Origin of the sequence: Burkholderia sp. Ax-1720, assembly GCF_011753035.1 — a bacterium.
GTDB classification, from domain to species: Bacteria; Pseudomonadota; Gammaproteobacteria; order Burkholderiales; family Burkholderiaceae; genus Burkholderia; species Burkholderia gladioli.
The window spans coordinates 16,077-33,725 of record NZ_VWWK01000068.1; the positions used below are offsets into that span (position 1 = coordinate 16,077).

Consider the following 17,649-nt stretch of genomic DNA (forward strand, 5'->3'; position numbering starts at 1 on the left):
CGAATCAATACCCTACTGCTTACGGCCTGAAATGTATTTATACTGCGCAGGCTAAAAATAAGCTTACGGGTTCGTCGTGAATAACTTGAACGATACCTTGCACGCGTTTGCGACGGGGGCGGTGGACTGGAACAACCGGCCGGTGGCGCTGAACTTCGGCAAGGCGCAGGATACGCTCGGCCACCTGCTGGCCCTCCAGCACGCGGATATCCGCGAAGGCCTGATGACCGGCGTGCATGGCTACCTGACCTGCGTGTGCGCGCGGCGCGACCTGGCGCCGACGCTGTTCATCGGCGTGCCCGTCTCGGTGCGCCTGGTGACCGATCGCGGCCAGTTGCGCACCATCAACGCCATCATCCGCGACGTGCAGATCGGTCAATCCGACGGCGAGCTGACGGTCTATCAATTGACGATCTGCGACGCGCTCTCGTTGATGGACAAGCGAATCAACTCGCGCATCTTCCTGAAGCGCAGCGTGGTCGACATCCTGGCCGTGATGCTGGACCAGTGGCGCCAGCGCAGCCAGACGCTGGCCTCGGCGTTCGAATACGACCTGTCCCTGCTCGATACCTCGCGCTACCCCGCGCGCGAGCTGACCCGGCAGGTCAACGAATCGGACGCGGCCTTCCTGCGGCGCCTGCTGCGGCGCGAGGGCATCAGCGTGTTCGTGCGCGCCGGCGCGGCCCAGAACGGCGGCGGCGAGACGCCGGTGCATACCCTGGTGTTCTGCGACGACCCGATGCGCCTGCCGCAGGCTTCCGCGGGCACCGTGCGCCTGCACCCGCGCGATGCGGGCACCGAGCAACGCGACACGGTCACGCTGTTCGCCCTGCATCGCCGCCTGATTCCCGGCATGACGGCGCGCCCGTCGTGGGACTACAAGAAGGCCCGCATGGACGAGTCGACCGCGGCGGCCGCCATCGACCAGGGCGCGGCGGGCAACGACCTGGCGACGCTGCTGACCGACGTGGCAATCGAGATCCCGCACGTCGGCGATTCCTGGGACGACCACGACCGCATCACGCGCGATCGCATGCTCGCGCATCAGTTCGAGGCCGAGCGTCACGACGGCGTGAGCAGCGTGCGCGACATGCCGGTCGGCTACTGGGTCACGCTCGCGGGCGACGTCGATCTCGACATGCAGGCCGCCGAGAAGCGGCAGTTCCTGATCACCTCGGTCCATCACGAGATCTGGAACAACCTGCCGAAGGACTTGACCGGGCGGGCCCATGCGCTGTTCGCGGCGAGCCGCAATCTCGCCAACGCGGCGCCGGCCGCGCCGGCCGAACTGGCGACGGAATCGGACACGCGCTACGAGAACCGTTTCACCTGCGTGCAGCGCGGCGTGCCGCTGACGCCGGCCTACGACCCGAACACCGACCTGCCGCCGGTGCACTTGGCCACCGGCGTGATCGTCACGCGCGACGGCGAGGAGGTGGTGTGCGACGCGATGGGGCGCGTCTACGTGCAGCTCCAGGGGCTCGATCCCGACGACCACGCGCATGCGCAGGGCGCCGGCACCAAGGGCGACGCGGGCGACAGCGCGCCGATCCGCCTGGCCTCGAGCCTGGCCGGCACGAACTTCGGCGATTCCTTCCTGCCGCGGGCGGGCATGGAGGTGCTGCTCGGCTGCATCGGCGGCGACCCCGACCGGCTGGTCATCATCGGCGTGCTGGGCAACGGCACCACGCCGCCCGCGAGCTTCACCCATACCGGCACGCTGCCCGGCAATCGCCACGTATCGGGCATCAAGACCAAGGAAATCAAGGGCCAGCGCTACAACCAGCTCAGGCTCGACGACACGCCCCAGCAGATCAGCGCGCAACTGGCCAGCGAGCACGCGCACACGCAGCTGAACCTCGGCTACCTGACCCAGCCGCGCCAGGACGGCGTCGGCCAGGATCGAGGCGAGGGCGCCGAGCTGCGCACCGACGCGGCCGCCGCCCTGCGCGCCGCGCAAGGCATCCTGCTGACCACCTACGCGCGCACCCAGGCGAGCGGCGGCCAGCTCGACCGCGACGAACTGCTGAAGCTGCTCGGCGAATGCACGGAGCTGTTCAAGTCGCTCGGCGACTATGCCGGCCAGCATGGCGGGCAGGCCGCGGACGGCGCGGGCCAGGCCGATGTCGCGCAGCGCTTTCGCGGCTGGGCCCCGGGCGCGGGCGGCGGCGCCGGCGAGGCGGGCGCGTCGCCCGCCGACGGCGGCCCCTCGCTGATCGCCTTCGGCGCGCAGGCCGGCACGCTCAACGTGACGCCTAAGACGCACCTGAGCTATGCCGGCGAGAACATCGACCAGGTCGCGCAGCAGCACGTGCAATTGATGAGCGGGCAGCGCCTGAACGCCACCGCCGGGCAGGGCATGCAACTGTTCGCGCGCGGCGCGGGCGTGCAGGCGGTGGCCGGCGAAGGGCCGATGCTGCTGCAGGCGCAGGCCGACACGCTGACCGCCAACGCGCAGAAGGGCCTGCGCATCGCCAGCAACGAGGGCGAGGTGCTGGTCACGGCGCCGGTGATCCGCCTGGTCGCGGAAGACGGCAGCTACATCCGGATCGGCGAGGGCGTGACGCTGGGCACCAACGGCGACATCAAGCTGCTGTCGGCCTCGCACCAATGGGGCGGGCCGTCCACGCAGCAGGCCGCGAAGACCAGCTTCGCCAGCCAGCCGACCGACCAGCAGTTCCGCCTGCATTTCCCCGGGCACACGGCCGACGCGCCGGCGCCCGCGGCCAACCAGGCCTATCGCATCACGCTCAACGACGGGCGCGTGGTGGAGGGCAAGTCCGACGCGAGCGGGCTCACGGACATGGTGAAAGACGACGTGATGCGCATCGCGAAGATCGATATCTTGAAGCCGTCGCTATAAGACGGCAGGGGGAGAAACTCAATGGCAGACGACAGCAGCGGCTATCGCGTGCACGCGCAGGGCGCCGGCGTGACGATGACCGACCGGCCCGACGCGCGCAACGTCCCCTTGCCCGGCAACCTGCCCGGGATCGTGATCTTCATCCACGGCGTGAACGATACCGGCGCCGTGTATTCGTTCGTCGAACAGGGGCTGTGCCAGGGGCTCAACGAGCGTCTGTCGCGCGCCGACCTGAAGCCGGGCAGCTACGGCGACCAGTACCGGCGGGCCAAGGCGCAGAGCCGCAACGGCGCCACCGCGCGCAACAACGAGGTGCTGTCCGATCCGGACACCTACCTGTATCGCCGCACGGTGGGCGACGCGACCCACAGCATGTTCCTGCCGTTCTACTGGGGGCTGCGCGCCGACAACAAGGACATCGCGAAGATCCACAACGCCGGCATCGTCTCGAGCACCTCGCAGGACGAGAACCACAACCTGATGACGCGCGGCCAGTACCAGGACGTCTACGGCAACCGGCTCGACGCGCATTTCGCCAAGGCCGGCGGCTTCTTCGCCAACGCCACCAACAACATCCCGCAGATGTACGGCGAGGGCTTCAAGCCCGACTGGGTCACGCGGCGCGTGATGCACAACGCGCTGGGCGGCAACACGCTCTACGCGGGGCAGGCGCCGCAGCGCCGCTACTTCGTGCTGGCCGCGGCGCGTCTGGCCAGGCTGATCATGACGATCCGCACCATCCAGCCGAGCGCGCTGGCCCTGGCCGCGGGCATGAATCCCGAGCACGAGACCATCACCGTGATGGGCCACAGCCAGGGGACCATCATCACGCTGCTGGCGCAGGCGATGCTCAAGCAGAAGGGGCAGCGCTGCGTCGACTGCATCATCATGGTCGACACGCCCTACAGCTTCCACGCGACCGACGACGGCAGCAACCAGACCGGCCACGGCAAGCTGAAGACCATGATCGACATCACCAACGCGGTCACCAGCCAGCCGCACACGATTCCCGACCTGGCCGAGCTGATGATCAATGCCGACAAGTCGCACGGCCGCGCCGGCAAGGACTGGAGCAAGGCGAACGGCAAGCGGCTCGACAAGGGCGGCAAGAACTGGATCACCTTCGACGAACGCGACAATCGCGGCAAGGTGTACCTGTATTTCTGTCCCGAGGACACCGTGGTCGGCCTCAAGAAGGTGCAGGGGATCGGCACCTTCGGCGTGCCCGACCAGGTGCCGGCCGACGGCGCCGCGGCGCGCCAGGGCAAGACCATGCCGGCCATGACGGCGCTCGCGCCCAAGCGCTTCTTCCAGCGCATGTGGACGCGCATGGAGCGCGATCACAACGGCGACGGCAAGTTCCGCAAGGTGCCGGTCGGCACGGCGCCGGCCCGCGTGCCGGTGCGCGACGCGTACGAGCGGCTGTCGCCGGGGCCGGACACCGACGGCTCGATGGTCGGCACGGCGGTCGGCATGGGCACCAACGCGGCGCTGCAGTCGTCGTTCTCGCGCAACGACATCCGCTTCATCAACGGCGAGGAACTGAAGCCGCCCTGCGTACCCGACATGTATGGCGGCGAGATCCAGAAGGGCGGCCCGCGTCCCGGCCACGCCGATGTCGCCGGCCTGATGACGCCCGACGACGTCACCAAGGACGTCGGGCTCGGCAACCAGTACGCGAGCTTCAAGTGGGTCGACGTCGATACCACGCGCAATCCGTTCGCCGGCACCGATTCGTACAAGGCCGCCTTCAATCGCGGCAAGGACGTCGACGACCAGTCGCAGAACTGGCGCATCACCACCTCGCTGAGCTCCACCCTGCTGACGCCGGCGCTGCCCCAGCGCGTGGTCCAGCGCGAGGAAACGCCGAACGAGGCGCGCGCGCGCATGGAGAAGGATCCCGCCGCGCGCGAGGCCAACAACTATCACTCGGGCCTGCTGCACAGCGCCGAGAACCATCGCTGGGTCACCGCGATGGACGTGGCGATCGGCCAGGCCGTCACGCTCGACGATCCGGCCTGGCGCGAGCTGCTGACCCTGATGGCGGACTGGAAGGTGGACGCGGCCACGATGGCCAAGATCCAGCGCAATGCAGCCTATTCGCGCCTCGATACGGACACGCGAAATTTCATCAAGGCCGTTTCGGATTACTACCAGAGCGGCAGCTTCCCGGCCGAGCACTTCGTCTCGTCCACCATGCCGCCGCTGGTGACCAGCGAGCTGACGCCGAGCGCGGTGGCCGCGCAGAAGAAGGCCGAGGAAGAGTACTGGCGGCAGGAATCGCAGAAGGCCCAGGCGATGTACGGCAACAAGACGATGGGCGAGATCTTCCAGGGCTTTCCGCGATGATCACGAGACCGCGTATTTGGCCGTATGCTATCGCCTTCGCGGTGGCGGCGATCGCCTGGCTTCTGCTGGTGATGGCCAGACACTACAGTTATTGGGAAACGACGGGCCGGGAGATGCCGGATATGGCAAGCAGTATTCGCAATGGCGTGGTGGTGGCCTTGGGGCTGGCGGTGCTCGCCTACGGATTGAGCGTGGCATGGGTGCATCGCAGTGCCGCGAAGACGCCCGCCGAGCCGGCCGCGCAGGCCCAGGCCGCCGCGGCCGGGGCCGCGCCCGGCGAGAGCCACGCCGCGCTCGCGCACGGCTTCAACGGCGCGAGCGCCTTGCTCGCGCGCAAGGGCCCGCAGGCGGTGCTCGAGGTACGCGGGCTCGGCGCCGTGACCGGCTACGAGACCAACCAGGAAATCTGGGCGAAGATCGCCCAGAAGGCCGACAACCACGCCAGCTATTTCTCGAGCAATCCCGAGGATTATCCTGACAGCGAGGATGCGCGCCTCGACGACATGCGCGTGTCGATCACCACCAGCTTCAAGCTCGGCGCGCGGCATGCCGTCGAGTACTGGCCGGTGCCGGTGATCGTGTGGGGGCCGGCCAAGAATGCGCACAACGCCTATCGCGCCGCGATGAACATCGCCGACAGCCGGCAGAAGGCGGGGCTCGGCGTGACGATGTTCCTGTGGCAGGAGGATGCCAATGGCGACGACGGCGCGGCCATGCTCGAGAAACTGTTCGACTTCTTCGACGCGCATCCCGACGTGCCCGCCGCGCTGGTCTACAGCCTCGACGGCTCGACCATGCGTTCGCTGCTCGGCGCGCCCGGCAGCGGCGGCGCCGCGCCGGCGGCACACGCGAGGCCGGCGCTGCCGGACAGCATCGTCGCGATGCTGGTGTCGCGCTCCGATCGCGTCGATCGGCTGGTGCGCCCGTTCGCGGTCGAGCAGACCGAGCAGATCGATCGCACCCACGGCGAATACGATGTCGTGAAGCTCTGGAATTTCTACTGGGACAAGAACGACGATCGCGGCCCCGAGGGTTTCGACGCCCACTATCGCAAGCAGGCCAAGGCGGCCGGCGTCGACGATCCGGACTCGATCGGCACCATGACGGCGAGCTGGTGGCAGGCGCAACTGCCGGCGTTCTGGAAGACCATCGGCAACCAGGGCCCCGGCCAGTTCACGACCTCGTCCTACCTCCCGGTGCGCTGGACCAACTGGCAACTGCGCCAGTTCGACGACGCGCCGCTGCTGGGCTACCTGCATCGTCCCGTCGACGTCAAGCTGACCGACGATCATGGCCAGCCGCTGAAGACCGCGGCGCAGGCGGCCGCGCTGAAGGCCGGCTGGGAGCAGGCGGTCGCGGCGCTGCCGCAGGGCCGCGAGCCCAGGCGGGTGTTCTACGACACCACCGCGGACCGGCTGTGGGTGGTGCCGCTGAACCAGGCGCTGGCCCAGCTCGGCGCGGGCGCGCCCAGCCTCGACGATGTCAAGGAGGGTTACGACATCGGCGCGCGCATCGGCAATACCGGCGTGAGTTCGCCGCTGGTGCAGATCGGCCTCGGCCTGATCGCGGGCTACGACGACGGCGGCGCGAGCGCGACCGTGAACCGGCGCCCGAACGGCACCGCCAGCATCGTGATGGTGAGCCCGCCCGAGGACGGCAACAAGGCGGCGTGGCAGCAGAAGACCGGCGGCAGCCCCTTCAAATGATGGCCGGCATGCCCAAGGTATCGACTCGCGCCACGCGGCTGCGCCTGGAAGCAGGGAGGCGGCGATGCGCGGCGTGATCCGGATCGGCGACGCCACCTCGCATGGCGGCAAGGTGGTCACGGGCCGCGATACCTCGACCGTGATGGGGCGCGCGGTGGCCTGCGTCGGCGATCGCTGCACCTGCCCGATGTCGGGCCACGAGCATTGCGTGATCGTGGAGGGCGACCCGCAGGTCCTGATCGACGGCGTCGCCGTGGCCTTCGACGGCCACCACACTTCCTGCGGCGCCACGCTGATTTCCTCGGTGCCCAGCTCGGGGCGGACCTAGGATCTTTCCTCTCGCGCTCTGGTTCGCCCCGGCGCCCGGCCCGATCGAGGGCCGGCCGCGCGCCGCGCTCAGGGCGCGGGCGTGATCCGCGCCGGCAGCTTCAACCCATGACGTTCCCCGCAAGCGCTCAAGGCCGGCGCGATCGCCGGATGCAGCCTCACGCCCGCCTGCAACTGCTCGCGCTTGCGCGCCAGGCCCCGGTCGCCCGGCATCCGCACCTCGGAAAAGCCGGGGCGCGGCGGGTTGCTGCGGCAGGCCTCGGCGATCCAGTCCATCTGCCGCCTGAAATCCGCCTCGCCGCCGAAGGCCGAGGGATCGTGCAGCGTCAGGTAGACCGTCGCGCCCCAGCCGTCGGGCGGATCGGCGCGGCCGTGGCCGGCCAGGCCGCCGGTGAGCGCGTCGATCAGCAGCGCCAGGCCGAAACCCTTGTGCCCGAACGGCAGGCCGCCGAGCGGCAGGATGGTGCCGGGCGGCTCGGTGTTCAGCACCGCCGGGTCGCGGCTGGCATTGCCCTCGGCGTCGAGCAGTACCGGCTCGTCGAACTGCTGGCCGGACTTGGCCAGGCGCGCGCTCATGCCGTTGGTGACCAGCGAGGCCGAGATGTCGATCAGGAACGGCGTGCCCGAGGTGGGGATGCCGGCCGCGATCGGGTTCGGTGTGAACACCGCGCGCGTGCCGCCGAACGGCGCGACGCTGTGGGTGGCCGGGTCCGAGCTGCCGAGCAGGATCATGAAGCCCTCGGCGGTGGCGCGCTCCAGGTAGCTGGCCAGGCAGGCGATATGGTGGCTGCGGCGGATCACCAGGGTGGCGCTGCCGTATTGCCGGGCGCGCGGCGCCAGCGTCTCGATGCCGGACAGCACCAGCGAGGGCCCGGGCAGGCGGCGGCCGTCCCACAGCAGGCTGGCGCCGCGGTCGGACAGCACCTCCGGCTCGCCCGAGCGCGTCATGGTCCCGCGCTCGAGTTCGCCCACGTAGGGCGCGAGCAGCGCGAGGCCATGCGTGTCGTGGCCCATCAGGTCGCCGTCGACCAGGGTGGCGGCGACGGCCCGCGCATGCGGCGCGTCGAGCCCGGCGGCGGCGAGCAGCGCCTCGGCGAAGGCCTGCAGTTCGGTGGCGGCGTAGCGGACGTCTTGAGTCATGGCGTGATCGGTTCGGGTTGTCGGGAGGGCAAGCGGGCGCGCTGTACGCGGCTCAGAGCGTCGCGCCGAGCTGCCAGGGCACGAACTCGTTCTGTCCGTAGCCGTGCAGTTCGCTGCGGGTCGGCTGGCCCGAGGCGGTGGCGAGCATCTGCTCGAAGATCCGTTGGCCGAGTTCGTCGATGCTGGCCTCGCCGTCGAGAATGGTGCCGCAGTTGATGTCGATATCCTCGGCCTGGCGGCGCCACAGCGCGCTATTGGTGCCGAGCTTCAGCGAGGGCGAGGGCGCGCAGCCATAGGCCGAGCCGCGCCCGGTGGTGAAGCACAGCAGGTTGGCGCCGCCCGCTACCTGGCCGGTCGCCGAGACCGGGTCGTAGCCGGGCGTGTCCATGAACACCAGGCCGGCGGCGCGCACGCTTTCCGCGTAGCGATAGACCTCCACCAGGTTGGTGGTGCCGGCCTTGGCGACCGCGCCCAGCGATTTCTCAAGGATGGTGGTCAGGCCGCCGGCCTTGTTGCCGGCCGAGGGATTGTTGTTGAGGTCGGCGTTCATGCGCCGGCAGTGTTCCTCCCACCAGCGGATCCGCGCCATCAGCTTCTCGCCGATCTCGGGCGAGACCGCGCGGCGCGTGAGCAGGTGCTCGGCGCCGTAGATCTCGGGCGTCTCCGATAGGATCGCGGTGCCCCCGTGCGCCACCAGCCGGTCGACCGCGGCGCCCAGCGCCGGGTTCGCGGTGATGCCCGAGTAGCCGTCGGAGCCGCCGCATTGCAGGCCGACGATCAGGTGGCGCGCCTCCACCGGCTCGCGCCGTACCGCGTTCGCGCGCGGCAGCATGGCCTTGATCGCCTCGACCCCGGCCGCCACGGTGGCGGCCGTGCCGCCGCTGGCCTGGATCGTCATGGTCTCGAGCGCGGCGCCGGACTCGATCGCCTGGTCGCGCAGCAGCGCGTCGATCTGGTTGGTCTCGCAGCCGAGCCCGACCATCAGCACGCCCGCGAAATTCGGGTGCCGCGCATAACCGCCCAGCGTGCGGCGCAGCACCGCGATCGGCTCGCCGTCGGAGGCGATGCCGCAGCCCAGGCCGTGGGTCAGCGCGATCACGCCGTCCACGTTCGGGTAGTCGGCCAGCGCCTCGGGGCGGATGTCGCGGCGAAACTGGTCGGCGATCGCGCGCGCGGCGGTGGCCGAGCAGTTCACCGAGGTCAGGATGCCGATGTAGTTGCGCGTGGCCACGCGCCCGTCGGCGCGCACGATGCCCGCGAAGCGCGCGGGCGTCGCGCTGGGCCGGGTCGGCCTGGCGTCCACGCCGAACGCGCCGTCGCGCTCGAACTCGCCCATCGACAGGTTGTGCACGTGGACATGCTCGCCGATCTCGATCGCGCGCGAGGCGAAGCCGATGATCTGGCCGTAGCGGCGCACCGGCGCGCCGGCCGCCACCGCGCGTCGCGCGATCTTGTGGCCGGCGGGGATCAGGCCGCGCGCGGTCACCCCGGCCTCGATCGATGCGCCCGCAACCAGTTGCCGGCGCGCGATCAGCACGTCGTCGTCGGGATGCAGCGCGACCACCTGGGCGGCGGGCTGGGTGGATGCCTCGGGAGCGGGGTCGGAATGGGCGGGGGCGCTGTCGAGCTTCATCGATCGTCTCGTTGGTCTCTTGGATATCGGGGGCCTGGCATGCGGCGGGCAGGGCAGGTCGAAGCACTTTAGGCAGACGCGCGATAAACGTCCAATCGAAGAATTGTTAGACTCGATTCCATTCGGTTATCGCCGCACTCAGGTTTACCCTATGGATCGCCATCGCCCCCTGTTGTCCGCGACGCTGCCCTCGAAGCTGCGCTTTCGCCACCTGCAGTTGCTCGAACTGCTGGGGCGCACCCACAACCTGCGCGCGGCGGCCGAGCAGATGCACGTCACGCAGCCGGCCGCCACCAAGATCCTCGGCGATATCGAGGCGATGTTCGGCGAGCGCCTGTTCGAGCGGCTGCCGCGCGAGATGCGGCCCACCGACCTGGGCCTGCTGGCGATCCGCTACGCGAGCAGCGCGATGTCCGGGCTCGGCAAGTTCGCCAATGAATTCGTGACCCAGCAGGGCGGTGGTTACGGGCACCTGACGGTCGGCGCGATCTCGGCCTCGGCCGCGCAGATCGTGATCGCGGCGATCCGCGAGATCCAGGCGCGGCGCCCGCGGCTGGTGATCAAGCTGGTCGAGCAGAGCAGCGACCAGCTCGCGATCTGGCTGGAGCACAAGCAGCTGGACCTGATGATCGGCCGGCTCACCGAGCCGCGCCAGCGCGCCATCTTCGATGCGGTCGAGCTGTCGGACGAACCGGTCTGCTTCGTGGTCGGCAGCCATCATCCGCTGCTGCGCGCGCGGCGCGTCGACATCGCCGATCTGGGCCATTGGCCCTGGATCCTCTATCCGAGCGCCACCGCGATCCGCCAACTGTTCGAGGAGACCTTCGCCAGCGCGGGGCTGGTCGCGCCGGTCGGGATGGTGGAGACGCCCTCGATCTTCTCGACCATCGAGCTGCTCCGCTCGACCGAGATGATCTCGCTGCAGCCGCGCGCGGTGGTGCAGCAGCGCATCGACGAGGGGCTGCTCGGCTGCCTGCCGATCGAGGTGCGCCGCAGCATGAGCCACTACAGCGTGATCACCCGCAAGAACGAGCTGCCCTCGCCGCAGATGGAGGAATTCGTGGCGATCCTGAGGCAGCGCGCGGCGGGCTAGCGGCGGCGGTTCGGGCTGAACCGGCGGCCTGCCCGGCGTACCGGGCCATCAGGCTTTCGGCGTGACTCGCCGATTTCACACATTCGCCGGAACGAGTGGTGTACGTTACGGTGAACTATCCGATCGACTCATTTTCCTTTTCCGGTGACATCGTCATGCAAGATAGATTCGCGTCCGCCTTCCAGCATGCTCCCTCGCCCACCGACCGGCCGGCGTTCTACCCGCTCGCGCAGTTCCCTCGATTGCAGGAGCTCGCCCTGAACTGGGAGGTGATCCGCGACGAGTGCATGAACCTGGATGCCCCCTTGCTCGAAATCGATCGCGTGGGCAAGAACCATGACCAGGTGCATGCCGAGATCATCGATCACGTCAGGAAGGGCGGGCGATACGGCTGGCTGCTGGGATGGAAGTCGGACGGAAGCTTCAATCGCGACTGGACGCAATACGGCCTGGTCGTGCGCGACCAGGCGATCCCGTTCGCCGCCGAGGCCATGCCGCGGACGATCGAGATGCTGGGCAGGATCAAGGGCATCAAGGTATGTGCCCTGTCGCGGATGATGCCGAACGTCTTGCTGAGCACGCATCGACATCCGGAGTTGCTCGAGCAGGGCATGCTGCAGATGCACATCACGCTCGACGCGGCGGCCGAGGGGAATTATGCCTACCTGAACGTGGCCGGCCATTTCAACCAGAACCAGGTCGGCAATGCCATCGTGTTCGACGGCTCGCTCGATCATTTCGCCCTGAATGCCTCGCCCGTGCCGCGCACGATCTTCTACATGGAGTTCGAGCGCGACAAGCAGATCCAGGGGTGATCCACGCCGCGCCGCGCCGGGCGGCACGGCGCTGGCAGGCGGCCCGCCGGGGCGGGCCGCCGATGCTCAGGAGACGTTCGCGCTGCAGCTCGGATACGGCGCCTTCTCGCCCGGCACGATCGGGCAGACCTTCAGCGGCATCAGGTTGCGCACGCGTTGCAGCCACATGGCGGCGTCGATATCGAGCGGCTTGGTGGACAGCGGGCCGCGCTGCGCCCATTGCAGCGTGTAGAGATCCTTGGCGCCCTTCACCACCGTGATCGCGGTGGTTTCGCTGTGGCCCGCGCTGGCCGCGGCATTGCCGCAACTCACCACCATCGAGAAGGCGTCGCTGCCGTTGAGCTTGCCGTCGTAGATGCCCTTGGCCGAGAAGCTCTGCGGGCAGGCCTTCTGGAAGCCGGCGGCGATGCCGGTGGCATAGCTCTTGGCATCGGCCTCCGGATGCTTGGCGATCACGTTCTGCGCGCCCGTCAGCGTGATCATCTGCGACCAGTTCGCGTTGGTTTCGCCGGGCAGCACCCATTCGTGCGCGTAGTCGTCGCCGCGCGTGCCTTCGTAGATCGACACGAAGCGCGTCGGCAGGCGGAAGTAGACCAGCTGGTTGTAGATCGGCGCGATGGTCGCGATCACGGGCAGCACCGATTGGCTGGCCGAGGCGGCGGGAGCGGCGGCGGGGGTTTGCGCCTGGGCGCCGGCGGCGAGTGTCAGGCTCAGCAGCGATCCCGCGAGCAGCGCGGTGGAGCGGATAACACGCATGATGTCCTCGTGGATGTTTTGGGCGTCAGTGTCGATGGCGTCATATGCACCATCCTAGGCTGCGAATGTATCGCAAACCTCCCGTTCTGGTCGATGCTTTTACGCTCTGCAACATGTTGCGGCGATGATCGCCGCTGCGTTGCGGCATCGCGCGTTAACAGTCTTTCACGCAGTCTTTCACGCGCGCAAATTCGTGAATGCGTATGCACCTATGCAAGCGCGAAGCATCGCCCGTGCCCGACGGAAACCGGCGCCGGTGGCAGGCCCGCGTATCGCGTCGATTTGGTTGCGTGCGCATCCATTAGGCATTTGATTCGGATCGCGAACGAAGCGCGTGATCGGCTGGGTCATTGCCGGGCCTCGAAGGGCGGGGCGCGAGCAGGAGGCGGCCGGTGATCGTGCGTGCCCTATGCGGGTCGAGGAGGATTGCCCTGCCGACACGTGAGATATACGATGTCGCTCAACTTGGGATGTAAAAGGCAGATTCAGGCATGAAGTAGCTGGGATCGATCTATTTTAAGTTGTCAGACGACATATAAGGAGATGGGATGAAACAGGTGCGTACGCTCCGTGCCCTCACGCTCGCGGTCTCGCTGGCGGCAGCCGGGCTGGCGACGGCTCCGGCCGCCGAGGCAGCCACCTACGCCTATGTCTCGAATGCCGACAGCGGCAGCATCTCGGTGCTGCGGCTCGATACGGCCAGCGGGGCGCTCACGCCGGTCGAGACGGTCGAGGCGGGGGGCACGGTGATGCCGATGGCGCTCTCGCCGAACCATCTGCGGCTCTACGCCGGGATCCGCTCGCAGCCCTATCGCGTGCTCAGCTTCGCGCTCAATCCGCTCGACGGCCGCCTCACCGAACTCGGCAGCGCGCCGCTCGCGCACAGCATGCCCTACCTGTCGACCGACGCGACGGGCCGCTACCTGTTCTCGGCCTCCTACGACGGCAACCTGCTGGCGGTCAACACGATCGGCGCGGACGGCTTGGTCGGCCCGGTCAGGCAGACCATCCCCACCGGCCCGAAGGCGCACGCGATCCTGCCCGCGCCCGACAATCGCGTGGCCTTCGCCTCGGTGCTCGGCGCCGACGCCTGGCTGCGGCTGCGCTTCGACGCCGGCACCGGCGAGCTGACGCTGGACGACGCGCCGGCCTATGCGCTGCCGCCCAAGTCCGGCCCGCGCCATTTCCGCTTCTCGCCCGACCAGCGCTTCGTCTACCTGATCGACGAACTGGACGGCAAGCTGCACGTGCTGGCCTTCGATCGCGAGCACGACCGCGTGAAGCCGGTGCAGACCGTGTCGATCCTGCCGCCCGGTTTCGGCGCCCAGACGCCCTGGGGCGCCGACCTGCACCTCACGCCGGACGGCCGCTTCCTCTACGCCTCGGAGCGCACTTCGAGCACGCTGGCCACCTGGCGCGTCGATCGCGCCAGCGGCCGTCTCACGCGCATCGCCACCACGCCGACCGAGAAGCAGCCGCGCGGTTTCGCGATCGATCCGTCGGGGCATTACCTGCTGGCGGTCGGGCAGTTGTCGACCTCGCTGCGCGTGTACCGCATCGATACGCGCAACGGTGCCCTGGCGCCGCTTGGCGAGGCGCCGGTCGGCAAGGGCGCGAACTGGATCGAGATGGTCGATTTCGACGGTTCGAACGGCGGCTGAGCGGCGAGGCGCGGCGCTTGCCCGCTCGCTCGCCCGCTTACCCGGCGGCGATCGGGTGGGTTTCCCGATGGCGGCGCCCGTGCCGCTCGTGAGATGATCGGCGCCGATCGCCGGCGCGCGTCGCGCTGCCGGCCAAACCACGAGACCTGCGCCGGGCGCGATGCCCGGCGGCCACCCGAGCGCCCCGATGGAAGCCTTTCCCCACCTGCTCACGCCGCGGCTGGTGCTGCGCGAGCTGAGCGCGGCCGATGCGCCGGCGCTCTACGCGATCCATGGCGACGCCCAGGCGATGCGCTGGTACGGCGCCGATCCGCTCACGGCGCCTGCCCAGGCGGCGCGCCTGATCGATACCTTCAGCGCCTGGCGGATCGCCGGCAGCGGCCTGCGCTGGGGCCTGGAGCGGCGCGCCGACGCGCGCCTGCTGGGCACCTGCGGGCTGTTCCGCTGGAGCCGCCCGTGGCGCAGTTGCACGATCGGCTACGAGCTGGCGCGCGAGGTCCGCGGGCAGGGGTTCATGCGCGAGGCGTTGGGTGCCGTGCTCGAGCACGGTTTCGAGACGATGGCGCTCAATCGCATCGAGGCGCGCGTGCATCCTGACAACGCGGCTTCGCTGCGTGCGCTCGAGGCGCTCGGCTTCGTGCGCGAGGGCTACCAGCGCCAGGCGGGTTACTGGGGCGGCGCATTCCACGATCTCGCGCAATACGCGCTGCTGCGCGAGGATCATCGTGCGCGCGGCGCGGGGGCCGCGCCCCCGATCGCGCGCCGCGCCTGAGCGGCGCGCTCGCGTTCACGCCGGCGGGCGCCGGACGCGGCCGCCCGCCGGCAGGCCACCGGCGCTGCCGGCAGCCATCCTCGACATCGCTCAGAAGGTGTGACGCAGGCCCACCGTCACGGCCACCTGCGTGTCGGTCGACGACGGCGACAGCGTGTTGATCATCGCGTGCGACAGCACCGAGCCGGCCGGCGCGCCGTGCACGTTCTGATAGACCCCTTCCAGGTAGATGTCGGTGCGCTTGCTGAAGGCGTAGTCGGTCTGCAGCATGGCGGTGTTCCAGCCCGGCGACGAGCCGTTGTAGGCGCCGCGCGTGTAGGTGTAGGCGCCCGACAGGCTCAGTGCCGGGGTCAGCGCGTATTTCGCGTTGACCTCGTAGTTGTCCAGGCGCAGCGTGCCGCTCAGGCTGCCCGAGGAGCCGTCGGCGGCGCCCAGGTAGGTGCCGGTGCCGAACGAATACACGCCGGTGGCGTTGTCGATCTGGGTGTGGCTCCAGACCAGGCCGACGGTGGCGGGGCCATAGGTGTAGTTGCCGCCCAGCGACCAGATCCGCTGCCGCTCGGCGACGAAGTTCGCGCTGGTGTCGCCGGTGGTGACCGCGCCGCTGCCGCTGCCGGCATCGTTGAGCTGCAGGTAGCCGGCCGCCAGGTTGACCGGGCCCTGCGCATACGACAGCGCGAAGCCGTAGGAGCGGTTGTTGGCGAAGTTGCCGGCCTGGTTGCTGAAGCTGTACATGGTCTCGAAGGTGAGGCCGCGCCAGGTCGGGCTCGCGTACTTGACCGAGTTGTTGATCACCACCGAGTTGGCGGCCAGGTTGTCGTTCTCGAACGGATGCGCGGCCAGGCTGCCGCCCCAGGTGTTGAACTCGGCCGACAGCGGGCCCACCAGGTCGTTCATCACGTCGAACTGGCGGCCGAAGGTGAGGGTGCCCGCCTGGGCGCTCTGCAGCCCGACCCAGGCCTGCGAGCCGAAGCCGTCGCCCGAGAAGGCCTGCGCGCCGTTGTTGAGCAGGAAACCCTGCTCGAGCTTGAACACCGCATGCAGGCCGCCGCCGAGGTCCTCGTCGCCCTTCAGGCCGAACACCGTGTTCTGCGTCGAGCTGCTGTTCTCCTGCCAGTTGCTGTGGCCCTGCTGGTTGTTGGTGTAGACGAGGCCGGTATCGATCAGGCCGTAGAGCGTGACGCTGCTTTGCGCGTACGAGGACGTCGAGACGGCAAGCGCGCCGAACAGCGCGACGGTGATCAGGGTGGGTTTCATCGAATGGCCTCCGCAATGGACGATGAGTGTGGTCGATTGATTTGCTGCCTGATGCATGTCGATCGGAAAAAGCGGCGCCGCGAATCGGGCGCGCGGCAATTCGGATCGGTCGAATCGATATCGTGTCGAGCTTCGCGCCGATGGAAATCGGTCGAAATCACCGGCTGCGAGCAACCGGTGCGACGAGCTTGCCGGGCGGCCCTGGCGGGGCGGTCCGGCGATCAGGCAACGGGCCGCATCATAGAACGCCGAAAATAAAAATGGCGTTGAAAAAGCCCCTGCGTGGTATTAAAAAAACAGAATTATTTTTTATGTGAAGCAAGCTGTCATTCAATCGACGATCAACGCGATTCAAATCCGATGCGCAAAGAAAGTGCAATGAAAAGCGCCTGGCTTTCCATTGATTTGATAATCGATTACCGACGGCTTTCGGCATTGCGGATAAGCGGGGGCGATGCGATGATGGCGCGCGGTGCGTTGCGCATTCCGGTCGAATCCGCGAGGCGCGCGTGCCCCGATCGTCCACCCCTGCACCGAAGGAGCGCACGCTTGCGTCTCGTACCCGTTCTCGCGCTGGCCGTCGCGGCGCTGCTGTCCGCCTGCGCCGGTTCCGGCGCGCCCCGCCAGAGCGCGCCGGTCGCCGCGCCGCGGCCGCCGGGCGCCACCGGCGCGCAATTGCTGCCGCCGGGCTACGTCTGCCAGGATTGCTCGATGAGCTTCATCGTCAGCGCGATCCGTCCGCCGCGTCACGGGCTGATGCTGGTGCGCGGCGGTTTCATGACGCCGCAATCGATGTGGATCGTGGTCGACTACGACCAGCAGCGCATCTCGCGCGTGGTCACGGCCGCCTCGCGCGACGCGTCGGGCAACTTCGCGTTGAGCCCGGTGGCCGGCGACGCGGCCGCGCTCGACAGCGCCGAGCTGGCCGGCATCCGCGCGGATGCCGACGATGTCTGGGCCGCGCTGCGCACCATGCGCTCGAAGTCGGCCACCGACGTGACCTGGAGCCTCTACCTGCTCGACGGCGAGGCGGTGCGCCACGAGTTCGGCATCGGCCTGCCCGGCGACGACGCCGCCAAGCTGGCCGCGCGGATCGACACGGTGGAGGAACGGCGCTTCGCGCACTGAACGGCCGGTGGGCGGGCGCGAGGGCAGGGGCCGGCGCCGGCTTGCCCGATGCGGTGACGCGTTTCGGGTAGCGCTCGCCGCCCGCGGCGCGGCGCAGCCTCCCCGGCGCCGGGCCGGTTTGCGCGTTCGCGGACGATCCGGTTAAAATG

At 68.9% G+C, this 17,649-nt stretch carries 14 protein-coding genes; 10 read left to right on the top strand and 4 right to left on the bottom strand.

What is annotated here, in order from left to right:
* Nucleotides 1-76: 76 nt before the first annotated feature.
* The 4 genes from F3J18_RS19900 to F3J18_RS19915 all read left to right on the top strand — a co-directional run bounded on the left by F3J18_RS19900 (nucleotide 77) and on the right by F3J18_RS19915 (nucleotide 7,246).
* Nucleotides 77-2,863: a type VI secretion system tip protein VgrG gene (locus F3J18_RS19900; RefSeq protein WP_166913776.1), complete on the top strand. Its 2,787-nt coding sequence runs from the start codon at nucleotides 77-79 to the stop codon at nucleotides 2,861-2,863.
* Between the two features lie 21 nt (nucleotides 2,864-2,884).
* Complete coding sequence (locus tag F3J18_RS19905; protein ID WP_166913778.1) at nucleotides 2,885-5,212, top strand: DUF3274 domain-containing protein; 2,328 nt, start codon at nucleotides 2,885-2,887, stop codon at nucleotides 5,210-5,212.
* Complete coding sequence (locus tag F3J18_RS19910; RefSeq protein WP_166913780.1) at nucleotides 5,209-6,918, top strand: DUF2875 family protein; 1,710 nt, start codon at nucleotides 5,209-5,211, stop codon at nucleotides 6,916-6,918. The genes F3J18_RS19905 and F3J18_RS19910 overlap by 4 nt, the downstream gene beginning before the upstream one ends.
* Before the next feature lie 64 nt (nucleotides 6,919-6,982).
* Nucleotides 6,983-7,246 (top strand): PAAR domain-containing protein, encoded by a 264-nt coding sequence (locus F3J18_RS19915; protein ID WP_013689945.1) that lies wholly within the window; start codon nucleotides 6,983-6,985, stop codon nucleotides 7,244-7,246.
* Between the two features lie 68 nt (nucleotides 7,247-7,314).
* On the opposite strand, the gene F3J18_RS19920 is transcribed toward F3J18_RS19915, so the two are convergent.
* Nucleotides 7,315-8,385: an Ldh family oxidoreductase gene (locus F3J18_RS19920; RefSeq protein ID WP_166913782.1), complete on the bottom strand. Its 1,071-nt coding sequence runs from the start codon at nucleotides 8,383-8,385 to the stop codon at nucleotides 7,315-7,317.
* Between the two features lie 52 nt (nucleotides 8,386-8,437).
* Nucleotides 8,438-10,018, bottom strand: a complete 1,581-nt coding sequence (locus F3J18_RS19925) for an altronate dehydratase family protein (RefSeq protein WP_166913784.1) — start codon at nucleotides 10,016-10,018, stop codon at nucleotides 8,438-8,440.
* 151 nt (nucleotides 10,019-10,169) lie between these two features.
* On the opposite strand from F3J18_RS19925, the gene F3J18_RS19930 reads away from it, so the two are divergent.
* Together F3J18_RS19930 and F3J18_RS19935 are read left to right on the top strand one after the other, a co-directional pair.
* On the top strand, nucleotides 10,170-11,111 hold the full coding sequence (locus tag F3J18_RS19930) for a LysR family transcriptional regulator (RefSeq protein WP_166913786.1): 942 nt from the start codon (nucleotides 10,170-10,172) through the stop codon (nucleotides 11,109-11,111).
* Between the two features lie 155 nt (nucleotides 11,112-11,266).
* On the top strand, nucleotides 11,267-11,926 hold the full coding sequence (locus F3J18_RS19935) for an aspartyl/asparaginyl beta-hydroxylase domain-containing protein (protein ID WP_046575369.1): 660 nt from the start codon (nucleotides 11,267-11,269) through the stop codon (nucleotides 11,924-11,926).
* Between the two features lie 66 nt (nucleotides 11,927-11,992).
* On the opposite strand, the gene F3J18_RS19940 is transcribed toward F3J18_RS19935, so the two are convergent.
* Nucleotides 11,993-12,682 carry a hypothetical protein gene (locus tag F3J18_RS19940; RefSeq protein ID WP_025102295.1) on the bottom strand — a complete coding sequence of 230 codons (690 nt, stop codon included), beginning with the start codon at nucleotides 12,680-12,682 and terminating at the stop codon, nucleotides 11,993-11,995.
* Between the two features lie 548 nt (nucleotides 12,683-13,230).
* Here F3J18_RS19940 and F3J18_RS19945 point away from each other — a divergent pair.
* Nucleotides 13,231-14,343, top strand: a complete 1,113-nt coding sequence (locus F3J18_RS19945) for a lactonase family protein (RefSeq protein WP_166913788.1) — start codon at nucleotides 13,231-13,233, stop codon at nucleotides 14,341-14,343.
* Nucleotides 14,344-14,503: 160 nt separating this feature from the next.
* The gene (locus tag F3J18_RS19950; protein WP_166913790.1) at nucleotides 14,504-15,115 is read left to right on the top strand and encodes a GNAT family protein; all 612 of its coding nucleotides are present in this window, start codon (nucleotides 14,504-14,506) and stop codon (nucleotides 15,113-15,115) included.
* Between the two features lie 90 nt (nucleotides 15,116-15,205).
* Here F3J18_RS19950 and F3J18_RS19955 read toward each other — a convergent pair whose 3' ends face one another.
* Complete coding sequence (locus F3J18_RS19955; RefSeq protein ID WP_025099518.1) at nucleotides 15,206-16,372, bottom strand: porin; 1,167 nt, start codon at nucleotides 16,370-16,372, stop codon at nucleotides 15,206-15,208.
* A 26-nt stretch (nucleotides 16,373-16,398) separates the two neighbouring features.
* Here F3J18_RS19955 and F3J18_RS19960 point away from each other — a divergent pair, with 26 nt between their 5' ends.
* Both F3J18_RS19960 and F3J18_RS19965 read left to right on the top strand, forming a co-directional pair.
* Nucleotides 16,399-16,689, top strand: a complete 291-nt coding sequence (locus F3J18_RS19960) for a hypothetical protein (RefSeq protein WP_152554424.1) — start codon at nucleotides 16,399-16,401, stop codon at nucleotides 16,687-16,689.
* A 232-nt stretch (nucleotides 16,690-16,921) separates the two neighbouring features.
* Entirely contained in the window at nucleotides 16,922-17,500 is a 579-nt protein-coding gene (locus F3J18_RS19965; protein WP_166913792.1) for a hypothetical protein, read from the top strand.
* Nucleotides 17,501-17,649: the final 149 nt, after the last annotated feature.